The sequence below is a fragment of the Roseivirga ehrenbergii genome (assembly GCF_001593005.1).
GTDB classification, from domain to species: Bacteria; Bacteroidota; Bacteroidia; order Cytophagales; family Cyclobacteriaceae; genus Roseivirga; species Roseivirga ehrenbergii.
Genome location: NZ_LQZQ01000045.1, coordinates 770,062 through 784,843 on the forward strand (window position 1 = coordinate 770,062; position 14,782 = coordinate 784,843).

The 14,782-nt window shown below is 37.7% G+C and carries 17 protein-coding genes; 11 read left to right on the top strand and 6 right to left on the bottom strand.

Translation table 11 applies throughout. From position 1 onward, the window contains the following. Positions 1-266: 266 nt before the first annotated feature. The 8 genes from MB14_RS13600 to yidD all read left to right on the top strand — a co-directional run bounded on the left by MB14_RS13600 (position 267) and on the right by yidD (position 6,099). The gene (locus MB14_RS13600; protein ID WP_132643981.1) at positions 267-1,142 is read left to right on the top strand and encodes a TolB-like translocation protein; all 876 of its coding nucleotides are present in this window, start codon (positions 267-269) and stop codon (positions 1,140-1,142) included. Positions 1,143-1,283: 141 nt separating this feature from the next. Beyond that, complete coding sequence (locus tag MB14_RS13605; protein ID WP_062592455.1) at positions 1,284-2,339, top strand: ParM/StbA family protein; 1,056 nt, start codon at positions 1,284-1,286, stop codon at positions 2,337-2,339. A 13-nt stretch (positions 2,340-2,352) separates the two neighbouring features. Then, positions 2,353-2,805 (top strand): bactofilin family protein, encoded by a 453-nt coding sequence (locus tag MB14_RS13610; protein WP_062592457.1) that lies wholly within the window; start codon positions 2,353-2,355, stop codon positions 2,803-2,805. A 425-nt stretch (positions 2,806-3,230) separates the two neighbouring features. Continuing rightward, positions 3,231-3,842, top strand: a complete 612-nt coding sequence (locus tag MB14_RS13615) for a PA3715 family protein (protein ID WP_132643980.1) — start codon at positions 3,231-3,233, stop codon at positions 3,840-3,842. 114 nt (positions 3,843-3,956) lie between these two features. Beyond that, complete coding sequence (locus tag MB14_RS13620) at positions 3,957-4,907, top strand: calcium/sodium antiporter (RefSeq protein ID WP_062592462.1); 951 nt, start codon at positions 3,957-3,959, stop codon at positions 4,905-4,907. Between the two features lie 101 nt (positions 4,908-5,008). Continuing rightward, the gene (locus MB14_RS19080) at positions 5,009-5,581 is read left to right on the top strand and encodes a hypothetical protein (protein ID WP_185097021.1); all 573 of its coding nucleotides are present in this window, start codon (positions 5,009-5,011) and stop codon (positions 5,579-5,581) included. 21 nt (positions 5,582-5,602) lie between these two features. Further along, entirely contained in the window at positions 5,603-5,812 is a 210-nt protein-coding gene (locus MB14_RS13630) for a hypothetical protein (RefSeq protein WP_053224123.1), read from the top strand. 47 nt (positions 5,813-5,859) lie between these two features. Beyond that, positions 5,860-6,099, top strand: a complete 240-nt coding sequence (yidD, locus tag MB14_RS18830; RefSeq protein WP_053224124.1) for a membrane protein insertion efficiency factor YidD — start codon at positions 5,860-5,862, stop codon at positions 6,097-6,099. A gap of 2 nt (positions 6,100-6,101) precedes the next feature. Here yidD and MB14_RS13635 read toward each other — a convergent pair whose 3' ends face one another. Further along, positions 6,102-6,686, bottom strand: a complete 585-nt coding sequence (locus MB14_RS13635) for an HD domain-containing protein (RefSeq protein WP_062592464.1) — start codon at positions 6,684-6,686, stop codon at positions 6,102-6,104. Positions 6,687-6,775: 89 nt separating this feature from the next. Between MB14_RS13635 and MB14_RS13640 the strand changes: the two genes are divergently transcribed. Continuing rightward, a complete protein-coding gene (locus MB14_RS13640; RefSeq protein ID WP_062592467.1) occupies positions 6,776-7,348 on the top strand; it encodes a Crp/Fnr family transcriptional regulator in 573 nt (190 codons plus the stop codon). Here the strand turns inward: MB14_RS13640 and MB14_RS13645 are convergent. Further along, a complete protein-coding gene (locus MB14_RS13645) occupies positions 7,345-8,085 on the bottom strand; it encodes a hypothetical protein (RefSeq protein WP_062592469.1) in 741 nt (246 codons plus the stop codon). The genes MB14_RS13640 and MB14_RS13645 overlap by 4 nt on opposite strands. A 202-nt stretch (positions 8,086-8,287) precedes the next feature. Between MB14_RS13645 and MB14_RS13650 the strand changes: the two genes are divergently transcribed. Further along, a complete protein-coding gene (locus tag MB14_RS13650) occupies positions 8,288-8,956 on the top strand; it encodes an MCP four helix bundle domain-containing protein (protein WP_062592471.1) in 669 nt (222 codons plus the stop codon). Between the two features lie 19 nt (positions 8,957-8,975). On the opposite strand, the gene surE is transcribed toward MB14_RS13650, so the two are convergent. The 4 genes from surE to dnaG are packed head-to-tail and all read right to left on the bottom strand — an operon-like array spanning position 8,976 to position 13,572. Continuing rightward, a complete protein-coding gene (surE, locus tag MB14_RS13655) occupies positions 8,976-9,764 on the bottom strand; it encodes a 5'/3'-nucleotidase SurE (protein ID WP_062592473.1) in 789 nt (262 codons plus the stop codon). Further along, positions 9,765-10,403 (bottom strand): hypothetical protein, encoded by a 639-nt coding sequence (locus MB14_RS13660; protein ID WP_062592475.1) that lies wholly within the window; start codon positions 10,401-10,403, stop codon positions 9,765-9,767. Positions 10,404-10,452: 49 nt separating this feature from the next. Continuing rightward, entirely contained in the window at positions 10,453-11,607 is a 1,155-nt protein-coding gene (ribB, locus tag MB14_RS13665) for a 3,4-dihydroxy-2-butanone-4-phosphate synthase (protein WP_062592476.1), read from the bottom strand. Between the two features lie 30 nt (positions 11,608-11,637). After that, the gene (gene dnaG / locus MB14_RS13670; protein ID WP_260310762.1) at positions 11,638-13,572 is read right to left on the bottom strand and encodes a DNA primase; all 1,935 of its coding nucleotides are present in this window, start codon (positions 13,570-13,572) and stop codon (positions 11,638-11,640) included. A 105-nt stretch (positions 13,573-13,677) separates the two neighbouring features. Here dnaG and MB14_RS13675 point away from each other — a divergent pair, with 105 nt between their 5' ends. Further along, complete coding sequence (locus MB14_RS13675) at positions 13,678-14,775, top strand: Mrp/NBP35 family ATP-binding protein (protein WP_062592480.1); 1,098 nt, start codon at positions 13,678-13,680, stop codon at positions 14,773-14,775. Positions 14,776-14,782: the final 7 nt, after the last annotated feature.

Here is a 14,782-nt window from a genome sequence, read left to right on the forward strand (position 1 = left end):
GTAACGAAGGCCTTTCGCCAAAGAAGTTTTTACAAATGGCTTATTTTATAGATAACAAAACACTGACTTTCAATAGTTTTAATAAACTAGACTGATTCTAAATTAACATAAGCGACTACAATCTATTAATTGCATACATGTCCATACAGACAATTCTATTACCGTATAGTATATTCCTTTAATGTAAAACCACCTTCAAAGCTTCAATTAAATTTTTCGTTGTCGTTAAACTTTAATATTTTCGATAAACACTTTGTACTCTCTTTATGAAAAAACAACTTCTGTTTTGCATGGCTTTTAGTTTTTTAGCCTTCACAAGCTTTGCACAAACACCACCTCCCGACACAGAAATCTTTGTTTTCGACCTGAAAGAAAAAAAGGGAAATGTATCGATTGAAAAAGGTAAGAACGTAACAGAACGAAAGGGCTACGACAATCAACCTTATTTTTATGGGGAAGATTATATGCTCTACACTGCCTACGAGAATGGTCAAACAGACATTATTATGTTAGACTTACTTGAAGGGAAGAAAACCAACCTGACCAACTCTAAAGAAAGCGAATACTCTGCCGCAATGGTTCCGGGCTTCGAGTCGTTTGCAGCGGTAAGGGTTGAAGAAGATGGTACGCAAAGGCTTTGGTTGTTCCATTTAAACACAAAAAAAGCTCCGCAACTTGTATTTGAAGACATTGCTCCTGTTGGCTATCATGCATGGAGCGGCTCTAATGTAGCCATGTTTATTTTAGGTACACCCATAACTTTATTGATGGCCGATGCCCGACAACCTGGCGAAAAAAAAATTACTGACAACATAGGCAGAACTATAAAACTTATACCGGGTTCAGCCGACTTTGCCTTTGAAAGAACTGAAGAGAATGGTGATAAAAACATTTACCGTTTAAACTCAAAAACTGCAAGGTTTGATGTAACCGTAAAAAAACCTGATAATTCTAGTGATTGGACGATTACAAACGAAGGCACTTACGTAACCAGTGTGGACTCTAAAATACTGACCTTCAATCCGAAATATGATAAGGACTGGAAGGAGGTTACAGACTTGAGTTCTATGGGGCTTTCAGGAATCACCCGAATGGCTGTGAATGAAAACAACACAAAAATTGCGATAGTAATTAACCGATAGCAGATTTTCAGTTTTTAAATCGAAAACTTTTTCAGAAATTCCAGCGATTTTTCAATGATACAGCCAAAAAAAAGCGATTAAATCGTATTATTGTCTTTCGTTCAAACCGCTCTAAAATATTTGCATACCAAATCATTAACTATGTTCAAAACCTATACTTTCCCAAGTGTCTTTGAAGGAAATAATACTGACCTCAAAAACGTATCACCTGACCTGATCAATGGACTGAAAATTTTTCATAATGGTGAAGGTTATGTGATAGGCAACCTAGCCTTAACTGAAGGAGTTTCCCCACATAAAAATATCAACAGTGCTCCAGATGAATTGGATTACCAAATTCTATTGAAGGCAGCACTACTTATTGCCAACCAAAAGTTAGGCAACCCAATTACAATCACCACAGGATTTCCCTTTTCAACTTTTCAATTGAATAAAGAAAAGGCCACGCAACTTATTGATGGGCAACATACTGTTGAATATGATGCGGCAACCTACGGGGGTGGCATTAAAAAGAATGTTCAAGTTGAAGTAGCTGGAGCACAGGTAATACCTGAAGTTATTGGCTGTACGATTGCTTTGAGAAAAGGCATTACAAAAGCACAAGGCAACTTCTTTGTAATGAGTTTGGGTTACGGAACACTCGAAGGACTTTTGAGCACTGAGGGCGGAATTGTACAAAGAACTTCACTTTCAACTTACGGCCTTCGTTACGCTATAAACTTGCTTGAGAAAGAATTAGCCAAGGAGCACTACTTAGAATTGAAAACAGAACATCAGATTGATGCTGCTTTCCAAAAAGGAGTGATTTTCTTGAACAGAAAAAGAATTGACATCAGAAGCATGCGCGATAGAGTGCTGAAGCAATATTACGAGGATGTAATATCACCAGCCATGCGCAAAGCATTTAATGATAATGACTTTATGGCAAGTCAGATTATGTATTTAGCTGGGGGTGGTGCTATATACACCGCGCTTGTAGATTGTTTTAAAGAAGAATTCCGTGATGTACTTGACCTTGAAATCGCTCATGAGCCACAATCTTTGGCGAGCCGTGGCTATTGCATCAACTCTGCACAGCTCAATGGTGGTGTAAAAAGCACTGCAGTAGGTTTAGATATTGGAAATGCAACAACAGTCGTTTCAATTTTTGACGACAACAATACCGTATCTGAAACTTCAATTCCTTCTGAATATTAATAAAGCATTATAAATGGCTGCTATTACTCCATCTACGCATATCACTCAAATTAAGCAAGGTTCTATTATAACTGGAAACTTAAAGTCTAGTCAGAGTATACGCGTAGATGGTAATATTACCGGAGATTTGCTCTCTGATGAAAAAATCATCATTGGTATTAATGGTGAAATTGGTGGGAACCTTAGAGGTATTGATATTACTGTTGAAGGCTTTGTGAATGGAGATGTAATGTGTAAGGGCTTTTTACATGTTACAAAAAGTGCCAAAATTTTTGGTAAAATCTACGCCAAAGAAATCTCAATAGAAAAAGGTGCCGAACTGAACGGAAAAGTGAACGTAGGCAAGGAAATAGAAATTCCAGAGCTCAATACTTCATCCCCTTCTCGTTCTTCTAGCCAAGATAAAACCAAAAGTATTTCTTCTCCACCTGAGAAGAAGGATAATTACGGCTCTGTGGCTTGGTAGCATAACTCATAAGAATTCATTGACTTTTAATCCCCTTCTTCAATTTCAATTGACAGATGGGGTATTCCTTGTTTCTTTCTGACGGCCACATTTATTTAAATCAAAGCAGTTTCACTTCATTCAGTGAAATTACTCTTTACTAAATGAAGTGAAAATTGTGCTTAGCAAACAATTCAATTGGTTATTTCGAGAGTTTTTGGCAACTTAAAAGTGAATCTAAGAACATTCTAAAAAGGACATTTGGAAAACGACTATCTTAGGTAATCACTTTTAAGAATTAGATCTGAAATAAAAACTTAGAGTGTGACTAAACACACCCATAACCTCATATGAAGAATTGGACTCTCATATTACTACTCAGTTTTAATTTAACTTCCTATGCTCAAGAAAGTTCCCAAAACCTAGTTGATAAGGTTTTAACTATTTTGAAAATAGAGAAAGAGGCATGCCTAACGGATTTCATCATCGAAAAGCCCATTTCAGATTCCGAGTCCATTATTCTGATTCCTGAAGTCTTAGAAAAAGAGGAAGGGTATATTTCTATTAACGCACATGTTTTGATAGTCAACCGCACAAATGCCGAGATAAAATCTCGTTTCTTCGAAAAGGAATCATGGTATAGTGACGCTATTAGGTTAAATAAGATCGAAGTCCTCTACCAGCCTTATATCATCTCACAAAATTATGAAACCGTAGGAATAGTAATTGATTATTATGGCAGCAGCAGGGTAAATCCATATGAGTCAACAGAACTTTCTTTATTCGTTCGAAACGGAGCTACATTAGAGAGGGTACTTAAGGATTTCTCAATTTCTCAACTCAATGGAGAAACTGATGGAATGAGTAGTGGAGAATATATAGAGCACGAGAAAACTATTAGTCCAATTATTAACTCGCTATCAGAATTTTACGATTTATCAATAACGGACACAATTACCACAACGGTAATGGAAGACGGCACAGAAAAAAGTGTTAAAACAGTTACAACTACGGAAACTTTGAAGTACAAAAACGGTGAATACAAAAACAGTTTTTAACCAAACCCCAATTCACTTAATATCCAATCCAAAACTTTAATTTTCGCACATTAAGATAATGAGAAACTGTTTTGAGCAAATTACGTTTGCAGAATTCCTTACTGACTTTAATTGATGATTATTCAAGTTTTGTTGCTCATTTCAGGCCTGGCATTATTGATTACCGGAGCTCACGGTTTAGTAGATGGCGCCTCTGCCCTAGCCAAGAAATTCAAGGTTTCCGACCTAGCCATTGGGCTTACCATTGTGGCTTTTGGTACCTCTGCTCCTGAATTGGTAGTCAGTGTTTTTGCCTCATTTCAGAGCCATCAAGATATTGTTTTTGGCAATGTCATTGGCAGTAACAACTTCAACCTCTTTATTATTTTAGGTATTACTGGCCTGATCGCCCCTATGGTAGTACAGTCAAGCACTATTTGGAAGGAAATTCCAATATCATTTTTAGGTATTGTACTCGTTTACATACTTACCAATCATATTTTTGGCACCGACCAAAATATACTTACCCGCATAGATGGCTTAATACTATTAATACTATTTGGTTTCTTTCTCTACTATGTATACAACCAACTGAAATCCGACCCAGTTGCTATTGAAAATAAAGTAGTCGCTTATTCAAACCTTAAGACCCACAGTTATATCATATTTGGGCTAGCGGGGTTGGTAACCGGAGGTAGACTGTTGGTAACTACCGCGGTAGATATGGCTACCACATTTGGAATGAGTGAAAAATTGATCGGCTTGACCATTGTAGCAGCAGGTACATCATTGCCTGAATTGGCCACTTCTGTAGTGGCGGCATTTAAAAAGAACAGCGATATAGCCGTAGGTAACATTATTGGCTCAAACATCTTTAACCTATTTTTCATTTTGGCCACCTCGGCTGTAATTCGACCAATAGCCTACGATACCGTTTTCGACCTAGATTTATACATTCTAGCTGGTGGAACCATATTCGTTTTCATGGCTATGTTTACGGGTAAAAAGAAAAAACTCGACCGGTGGGAAGCTGCAATCCTTATGGTAAGCTATATTGCTTATTTGGTATATGTCATTCAGAAGTAATGTCTACTTTACTTCTGAATGACCGAATACCTTTCTTCTCTTTATTTGCTTAGAATAGGTTTATTAGTGAGTTTTACGCAATTTTCGGAAAACGTAAATAAATGAAAGAGGGCTTAATCAAAGATGCCTACGAAGCCATAATTAAGGAAATTCAAACTGTAATTACCATTTGTTATCTTTTAACCGTAGGCATCGGAATGCTTTTCAATTACCAACTCTATTCTGAGTTTGGTATCAATATATTTGATTATTCCGATGTGTTTGATTTTCTAATCGCACCCTTTGCCGATTTCAAGATTTTGCTCTTCTCCTTGGCTTCTATTGGAATTTCGTCCATTCTACTACAAATGGATGTCGTTTGGAAAAGGAAATTCCCGGTCTCCTATTCGAGATCTAATTTTGGTTGGGATAAAAAACCTTGGTTTAACAGATATCGCTATTTTGCTTTTGGCTTTCTCTTTATAACTTATTTATTCCTTTCAGCAGATTCATATGGCAGTTATGTGAGCAATCAAATTAAGGAACAATCACCTATTGAGATTCGATTTGCAGACAATGAAATTAAAACGGGTATTTTAATTGGTAACACGGCCAAGGTAATGTTCTTATTAAACGATGGAAAAGTGACCGCCATTCCAGTTACTTCCATGGTAAAGGAATTTGAAGTCAAATAAAAATTGTTCTAAAATTAACTCATGGAAAAGAGAGTAAAGTTTGATTTTGAGATTTATTTCTCAAATGGTGGCAGTTTAAAAGGAGAAGACTTTAGACTTGACATTGAAGGTGACTCCATTTCTGATGAAGCATTGGCAGATTATATTGTAGAAGACATGCGATTGCTAATGGTTGGTGAGGTAAGAATACTTAGAAAAGAAATTTTTGAAGAAGCACATAAACGAAAATAGGCTGTAAAGTACCCTAAGTGGAACCTTTCAATCCACTATCTTGCAACATGAAACGGATTTTAGCTGCCATTTTCATTTTTCCAATTCGGGTGTACCAATATGCCATCTCACCAATGTTAGGTGCTAATTGTAGGTTTAGTCCCACATGTTCGGCATATACTGTGGACGCCATTAAAGAATGGGGCGCATTTAAAGGGCTTTGGTTAGGCCTTAAGCGATTTAGCAAATGCCACCCTTGGGGCGGCCATGGTTATGATCCTGTTCCGAAAAAAGACCATAAGCACTAAGATTACAGTTTAAAATCCCCGTTCCTAAGTCCCTGATCAATCATCTCTTCAGTATAGTCCCAGAGTGTGTTTGAGCCTTTCTGAATACCATTGATCTTCTTGATCACCGTTTCAAACTTAACACTAAATTCAGTCCAAGTACCCCCACCATTCGAAAGGTTCTGCAAAACGGGTTGTAGTCTGTCGATTGCCTTAGCAAACTTAGCCTCGTTACTCTCACCTGCTTCAAACTCTTTCCAAACCGCAATACACTCCTCCTCTTGATCATTTGGTAACAAACCAAAAATTCTTTCGGCTGCAGCAAACTCCTCATTCCAGTTATCATGACTTTTGGAAGTATCGTATAAGAAGGTATCACCAGCGTCAATCTCCACGATGTCATGTAATAGTACCATTTTAAGTACTTTCAGAATATCAATTGGCGCATTCGAGTGTTCGGTCAATACCATCACCATCATGGCCAAATGCCAACTGTGTTCTGCATCATTTTCATGGCGATTGCTCCTGAACAACTTTGTTTTTCTCTGAATGTATTTCAGCTTATCTATTTCATGAATAAACTCAATCTGCTTTCTTAATCTTTCCATTCGTATTTGGTATTCTTATTTTAGATTTACTGTGCAAATAAACTCGGCCATTATTTATTAAGAAAGGACAATTGTCCCAATATGTCATCATGATAAGAATCAATTACGAATTCCTTGATCTTATTGAAAATCTAAGAGAAAACCCTGATTATCAGGGTCTAATTACAGCGCACAATTTTAAATCTGGTCGTGTTATTTTAGATCAGAATAGCAAAGTGAATAATGTTTATATGGTCAAAGAAGGACTTACAAAATGTTATCTAACAGAGGACACTGGAAAGGACTTTATTCAAGAGTTTTTTGGACCAGGTGAAATATTTGGTGAGGTAGAAATATTTAGCGAAACCTATAGTTTCTGTGCAATAGAGACTGTAAGTCAGGTTTCGCTATACAAAATCACACATAAAGGGTTTGTAGAACTGCTCAAGAAGCATAAAGAATTCAACTGGTTGATGTTAAAATCACTAGCCTCAAAAGTGAAATATAAGGCTATTCGCCACTCATTTAACCAATCGCACAATACAGAGACCAACCTAATGCGACTCAAATCGGAACACGAAAATATTTATAACCTAATTCCAAAGAAGGATTTGGCCAATTATTTAGGGGTCACGGAACGAAATTTAAATCGAGCAATCAATAGGCTTAAAGAAAGCGTTTAGTTCTTCTCAATAATTTCTCTTGGTGTCCAAACTTCGTAAATAGGATTTCCAGTACTGCTCAAACCACTATGGTGCCAAGCCTTATCAACTACTTTATAATCAAACTCTAAAGAAGCCCCTACTCGGTTTACATCTCTTGAGAAGAACTCAATATTTTCAGTATACTTTCCATTGATGGTGGTGTAAGTTCCTCCGCCCGTTCCAGAAAACTCTCCAGTATCTACATTGTAGGCAATCCATTGAAATCTAGTTCCAGACAATATTTTCATGGTTTTTCTAGCCCTAATCGGACGCTCTACAATTTCTCCATTCTGTTGTCTACCAGTAATAAGAAATGCATTAGCTAAATCACCACCTGTACCATTATCAATCCTTGTCCAAACTCTACTATCTCCTTTAAAAGTCAGTTTATTTCCCTCAATCTTATATTCATTAGACTCTGATTTGCCTACCATCTCAGAGTTTTGGGTATTGAATTCATAAGTCTGAACTATTTTATTCCCCTCAACCTTCCATGAGCCACCCATGGTATATAAAAACGAATTATCATCGGTATAATAAGCAGCAGAACTCACATAGCCACCACTCATTATAGCAACTGCATGTACTTCCCCTCCATCATCATTTTTGAAAGTAGTTTCCCAAGCCCCAGTTAAGGCCTCTGGCGAAATAGAATTTCCAGTTGATGGAAACAAACTAAACAAAACAGCAGCGATAGAAAGAAATAAAGTTTTCATAGGTTCAAAATTTTGAGATATTACAAGATATTGAAGGGTATTGACATAACCAATAGCGAAGTATATTGACGGTCAAATGAAGAAATTAATTTGAAGTTATGTTTTTAGAGAATTAGTGACTTGAACCGATGACACCTATTTTGACAATAGTTTTAAAACATATTTTGTATCATAAGACGTTTTCTATTAAAAGCTCGGAATTATGAAATGGACGTACAGCATAAAAAACAAAATAACTGCGGCAGTACTCCTTGCGGCAGTGCTCATTGTAACTTTAGCAAACAATTTAGTCGAAAGAAGTCATTTTAAGCAACTCGATGCATCTTTTGCATCGATGTATGAAGACCGAATGTTAGTAGAAAGTTATATTTTCAAGCTTTATGAAAACCTTCACCAACGTCAAGCTTTGATTCTGGCTTCTGATAATCAAAAAGGGTTCGATCACCTAAAAACAGCGTTTTTAAATTCTAAAAGTGAAAGAGAACTATTGATTCAAAAATACTCAACCACTTACCTTACTCCAGAAGAAGAAATTGAATTTGAAAAATTAAAAGAAATTGTTCAGCGCATAAATAACATTGAAAGTGGACTGACTCAAGGTCAAAGTACTGAAGACCAACTAAGTCGTTTTGTAAGTGATAATAACGAAGTTGCTTCTCGGGCCTTCGATAGCCTATCAGCCCTTTCCGCTATTCAAACTAGTGAGGCTCAAAATATTCGTGAAGAATCGGAAAAAATCATTTTAGGAAATATCTCTATTTCTCAATTGGAAATGGCCATTCTAATTATCATTGGCCTTGTTATTCAAGCGCTTATTTTCTCTTCCAAATCATTAAAAGCTACAGCAAAACAACAGCCTCACTTAAATTAATTTCAATTAATGAATGGCTTTAAACATTGGTCATGAAATCCCAATCATCATTGATTTGGGCAATGCTGTGATAGGCTGTCATATCGTACTGACAAGGCACTACAGAAACATAATTATGGTCTACCGCCCATACGTCAGTATCTTCACCTTTATCATTATTCACAAAATTACCTGCTAACCAAAAGTAAGGTCTTCCATAAGGGTCTTTTCGCTGATCAAATTCTTCCTGCCAATGTGCTTTGGCCTGTCGACAGACTTTAATCCCTCTAATTTTCTGGTTTTGCTTGGGTGGAATATTAACATTTAGGGCTACATTCTTAGCAAGTCCCTTATCCAAAACTTCTTTGGCAATATGAACAATGTGATCAATGGCGTGAGAAAAATCAGCCTTTAAAGAGAAATCGGCTAAGGAATAACCAATAGATGGAAAACCTTCAATAGCTGCTTCAATTGCAGCAGACATGGTGCCTGAATAAAGTACACTTATGGCTAAATTACTTCCGTGATTCACACCACTTACTACCAGATCCGGCACTCTATCTTTCAACACGTAGTGTTTGGCCAATTTAACACAGTCGGCAGGTGTACCCGAACACTTATAGGCAATCACACCTAAATCATTAAAGATATCGGTTTCTATCAACCTTAAAGTATTGCCAATCGTAATGGCATGCCCCATTCCGGATTGCGGACTATCGGGTGCTACAACAATTACTTCACCAACTTGACACATGGCTTCGATGAGCACACGAATACCTTTAGAGGTGATACCGTCATCGTTTGAAACAAGAATAAGGGGCTTGGACATTTAGTTTACTTCTTGGTTAAAATATTGCACCAATTTCGCAACATCCTGTAAGCGATCAAGCTTTAATCTCTCTTTTTTAACGTACTTCTTCAGTTCAGAGCGAGCATTACCAAATTGATTAAGCACATCATTTGTTTTCCCCGAGGATTCCCTAATTACTCCATCTTCTTTTGCAAAAAACATTTTATGAGCCAAGTAACTTCTGCTCTCTCTAAAGTTCGGGTAGTTCGAATACCTATTTCTATTATTGAAGCTTGAAGTAGTGGGTGAATTTCTAATTACAACATACTCTCTAGCCAAAAGCGTCATTTTACCGGCAACCACTACCTCAAAAAACACTGGACGCTTATAATTATTTTGAATGGCATAAGGAAGAGCGTAAAAGGTTCTTCGCGCTTTAATAGACTCTTGCAAAAAAGAGAATGAAATTACTTGGCTGGCATCATAGGCCTGAGTCCGCTCACCAATCTGTAATTGAACTGTTTGCCTATCCAAATCATATTTAATATTACCCGTTTTAACACTTCCATCGGTCAATCTAATTTCCCCATCATGCCATAATTCGGACGGAAAAGTTTGTGCATTAACCCCAAATGCCATAAAACTAAATATCACAAGAAAATAAATGTACAATTTCATATCGCACAGAACATTTGTTTTGGGTTGAACGCTTTGTAAACCCTAATGTTTATTTTTTCTTTAACGTAACGTGCTCAACGATTTCAAGGCCATAACCAATAAGTCCAACACGTTTTGTAGGATGATTCGTAATCAAACGGATTTTAGACACACCAAGATCGCGCAAAATTTGGGCGCCAATTCCAAAATCTTTCTGATCCATTTTCACTCCGAACTTACCTTCTTTTTGACCTGCAGCCTTGATGGCTTTAAGCTCATCTAATAAACGAGCGCCTCTAGCACCTTGGTTCATATAAAGTACTACCCCTTTGCCTTCATCTTCTAACATACAGAGTGCATGCTTTATTGGATTGCCAGTATCTCGATTAAAGCCGAATACATCACCTAAAGTGCTAGAAGAATGCACACGAACCAAAACTGGTTCATCTTCTTTCCATTCGCCTTTTACAACGGCCAAATGCACTTCTTCAGTATTGGTTTGTTTGAAGGCCTGAAGGTGGAAATCACCGTAATCTGTTGGTAAATCCACAGAATCAACACGTTCAATAAGACTTTCCTTTTCTAAACGGTACGAGATTAAATCCTCTATAGAAATCAGTTTCAAATTAAACTTTTCGGCTACTTTTTTTAGGTTAGGAAGACGGGCCATTGTACCATCTTCATTCAGTATTTCTACCAAAACACCACAAGCTTGGAAGCCCGCTAAACGTGCCAAGTCAATAGCAGCTTCAGTATGACCTGTTCTTCTCAATACACCACCTCTCTTTGCTCGTAAAGGGAAGATATGTCCTGGTTTTCCAAGTTCTTCTGGTTTTGTATTTGGGTTTACCAATGCTTGAATCGTTTTGGAACGGTCGCTGGCAGAAATGCCTGTGGTACAACCGTGGCCAATTAAATCAATAGAAACTGTAAATGGGGTTTCGTAGGCCGCAGTATTTGAGCCGACCATCATTTCAAGACCAAGCTCATCGCAACGGTCTTCAATCACTGCTGCACAAATTAATCCACGACCATGAGTAGCCATAAAATTGATAACCTCAGGTGTTATTTTCTCTGCAGCGCAAATAAAATCACCTTCATTCTCACGGTCTTCATCATCAACCACAATAACTACTTCGCCATTTTTTATAGCTTCAATGGCTTCTTCAATTGTATTTAATTGAATTTTATCTGTTGTGGTTTCCATTGTATTTGCTTCTGTCATGCTCTTTATTATAAGCGTATATAAATTCTTTTACTTTGACACCACAATTCCCAATTCGGTGGTCACCTGATCGAAAAGTGTCTTTAAATGCTTTATCATTAGAAGGAGTTCGTCTTGCTCGTCTATACTAGACGACTTCTTCAAAAGTTCTTCATTATGGTGAATCATCTCTTCGATTTTCTTTCGTTTCAATCGCAGAATGACTTTATAGGTTGCTTTTGATAAATCTTCCTTTTCATGGCTGGTACTAATTCTATGAAGTTCTTCCCAGCCATCGCTTATGAAATACTTCATATCCAAAAGGTCAATCACCAACTGACTCATTTTTGGATGGTCTGGCCCAATAAACATATCGGGTTCTACCTTTTTACCTGCCCTAATAAATTCAGAAGCTTTAGAAATAGTTTCATTAATCAACAAATCATCAAATTTCAAATCAACGGTTTCATTCAAAATAAACTCCCCTATTTTCTGATGTTCATCAAATGGTTCGTTAGCATAATTAATGATCATTCTCAGGCATTCCCGTTCTACATAAAATGGAGTATAACCGGGTTGTTCTTCTTGTTTTGCTTGTAGCGAGTTAGCCAACTGCTCATCTACCGCTGACACTCGTTCATCATGCTGCTTGTCCTTTTTTCGGTTTTTAATCAGAATTTTATTCAATTCCGAAATCAAAACCTGCTCATCAATTTCGAGCAAATTGGCACAAGACTTTATATAAACAGAGCGCTTAATCCCATCGGGAATTAGCGAAATACTTTCTACTACATCGCGAATAACGGCTACCTTTTTAACCGGATCAATATTTTTACCGCCTTCGGTAAGGATGTTCGTTTTAAAAGTGATGAAATCTTGAGCATTATCTTTCAGAAATTGCTGAAAGGCCTCTGAGCTCATACTACGCGAAAAACTATCAGGGTCTTCCCCCTCAGGGAAAACTACTGCGTGTACATCTAGATCATGCTCAAGAATTAAGTCAATACCTCTAAAGGAAGCTTTAATTCCTGCCGCATCTCCATCGTAAAGTACCGTAATGTTCTTTGTGTATCGACCAATCAAACGTATTTGCTCCTTGGTTAAGGACGTTCCCGAAGAAGAAACCACGTTTTGAACACCTGATTGATGCATAGAAATCACATCGGTGTAACCTTCTACCAAATAACAAAGGTCTTCGTTCCGAATGGCTTGTCTGGCTTGGTGGATACCATAAACGATGTCACTCTTATGATACACCCCCGTTTCGGGCGAATTGATGTACTTAGGCTGCTTTTTATCTTTACGAAGTGTTCGGGCACCAAAGGCAATTACTTTTCCACCCACATTGTGGATTGGGAACATTACCCTACCTCTAAACCTATCATAGGTTTTGTTCTCAGATTTAAGGATCAAGCCCGCCTTTTCTAAGATTTCTTCAGAATAGCCTTTTTCCAGTGCAGGCTTCATCAGCCCATCCCAAGCATCGAGGCTATAACCTAAATCGAATTTCTTTATTGTGGCTTCAGAAAAACCTCGTTCTTTAAAATAACTGAGCCCAATACTTTTCCCTTCGCTATGATTCCACAGGACATCTTGAAAAAACTCTCCGGCAAATTTTAGAGCAATAAAAAGACTATCTCGTTCATTCTGAGCAGTTATTTGCTCATCAGTCTGTTCCTCTTCTTGAACCTCAATACCATATTTATTAGCAAGGTACTTCAGCGCTTCAATGTAATTAATGCCTTCTACTTCCATTACAAAAGCAATGGCATCGCCCCCTTTTCCGGAGCTAAAACATTTGAAAATATCTTTGGAAGGAGAAACGTAAAAGGAAGGACTTTTTTCGTTCGTGAAAGGGCTGAGTGCCCTATAATTCGATCCCACTTTTTTCAGCGACACAAAATCACTGATCACTTCGACTATATCGATGCGGTTCTTGATTTCCTGTATTGTACTGTCGCTGATTGCCATCCCTTCTGGCCTCAAATATAGGGCATTGCTAAGGCTTGAAAAAGCACGGAACGAATTTCATTTAAAGCTGTTATTCAGACTAGACAAAAAGCCGTTAATTTGCAGCGGAATTAAAGAACTATGGCAGCACTTACTAAAGAAAATGTAATCAAAGCACTTCGTCATGTTGATGACCCAGATATTAAAAAGGATCTGGTTACGCTAAACATGATTCAAGAGATTGAAATTGAAGGAAATAAACTCTCCTTCACAGTGATGTTAACCACACCTGCTTGCCCATTGAAAGAAGTAATCAAAAACGATTGCTTAAAAGCCATTGAAGAGCATGTGGGCGCTGATATCGAAGTGAGCGTAAATATGAGTTCTCATGTAACCAGCACAAGAGATAATGCCCCTCTTCTACCTCAGGTAAAGAATATTATTGCAATTGCTTCGGGAAAAGGCGGAGTAGGTAAATCTACCGTTACTGCCAACCTTGCCGTTGCCTTGTCCAGAAGTGGTGCCAAAGTGGGCTTGATCGATGCCGACATCTATGGCCCGTCCATCCCAACTATGTTTAATTGCGAACATGAGCAGCCTAGCATTAGAAAAGAAGGTGAAAGAAATTTGATCATTCCAATTGAGCAATATGGAGTGAAATTAATCTCAATTGGTTTCTTAACCCCTGCCGAAAACGCTGTGGTTTGGAGAGGCCCAATGGCCAGTAGCGCATTAAAACAGTTTATTGGCGATACAGATTGGGGCGAGCTTGATTATTTATTAATCGATCTTCCTCCTGGTACTGGCGACATTCACTTGACTTTAGTGCAAACCGTACCGGTTACAGGAGTTGTTTTGGTAACTACACCGCAAAAAGTAGCTTTAGCCGATGCGCAAAAAGGATTAACCATGTTTATGCAACCACAAATCAATGTGCCTATATTAGGTATTGTTGAGAACATGGCTTATTTCACTCCAGAAGAATTACCCGACAATAAGTATTATATTTTCGGAAAAGATGGAGGAAGGAACTTAGCAGAAAAACATAAAGTACCTTACCTAGGTCAAATTCCATTGGTACAAAGTATTCGCGAAGCTGGAGATATTGGTTACCCAGCGGTAATGCAGGATTCCGTTACTGCCAATGCCTTTAAATCACTTTCACAACAAGTTGCCCAACAGGTTGCGATAAGAAATGCGCAATTAGCTGAAACAAAACGGGTAGAATTAAAAGTTTAACGTACAT

Bases quoted from the DNA above. Each gene is read 5' to 3' on its own strand.
- MB14_RS13610 (WP_062592457.1), top strand. From the start codon at position 2,353: ATGGCTGCTATTACTCCATCTACGCATATCACTCAAATTAAGCAAGGT.
- MB14_RS19080 (WP_185097021.1), top strand. From the start codon at position 5,009: ATGAAAGAGGGCTTAATCAAAGATGCCTACGAAGCCATAATTAAGGAA.
- surE (WP_062592473.1), bottom strand. From the start codon at position 9,764: ATGTCCAAGCCCCTTATTCTTGTTTCAAACGATGACGGTATCACCTCT.
- MB14_RS13635 (WP_062592464.1), bottom strand. From the start codon at position 6,686: ATGGAAAGATTAAGAAAGCAGATTGAGTTTATTCATGAAATAGATAAG.
- yidD (WP_053224124.1), top strand. From the start codon at position 5,860: ATGAAACGGATTTTAGCTGCCATTTTCATTTTTCCAATTCGGGTGTAC.
- MB14_RS13650 (WP_062592471.1), top strand. From the start codon at position 8,288: ATGAAATGGACGTACAGCATAAAAAACAAAATAACTGCGGCAGTACTC.
- MB14_RS13660 (WP_062592475.1), bottom strand. From the start codon at position 10,403: ATGAAATTGTACATTTATTTTCTTGTGATATTTAGTTTTATGGCATTT.
- MB14_RS13605 (WP_062592455.1), top strand. From the start codon at position 1,284: ATGTTCAAAACCTATACTTTCCCAAGTGTCTTTGAAGGAAATAATACT.
- MB14_RS13620 (WP_062592462.1), top strand. From the start codon at position 3,957: ATGATTATTCAAGTTTTGTTGCTCATTTCAGGCCTGGCATTATTGATT.
- ribB (WP_062592476.1), bottom strand. From the start codon at position 11,607: ATGACAGAAGCAAATACAATGGAAACCACAACAGATAAAATTCAATTA.
- MB14_RS13600 (WP_132643981.1), top strand. From the start codon at position 267: ATGAAAAAACAACTTCTGTTTTGCATGGCTTTTAGTTTTTTAGCCTTC.
- MB14_RS13645 (WP_062592469.1), bottom strand. From the start codon at position 8,085: ATGAAAACTTTATTTCTTTCTATCGCTGCTGTTTTGTTTAGTTTGTTT.
- MB14_RS13675 (WP_062592480.1), top strand. From the start codon at position 13,678: ATGGCAGCACTTACTAAAGAAAATGTAATCAAAGCACTTCGTCATGTT.
- MB14_RS13640 (WP_062592467.1), top strand. From the start codon at position 6,776: ATGATAAGAATCAATTACGAATTCCTTGATCTTATTGAAAATCTAAGA.
- MB14_RS13630 (WP_053224123.1), top strand. From the start codon at position 5,603: ATGGAAAAGAGAGTAAAGTTTGATTTTGAGATTTATTTCTCAAATGGT.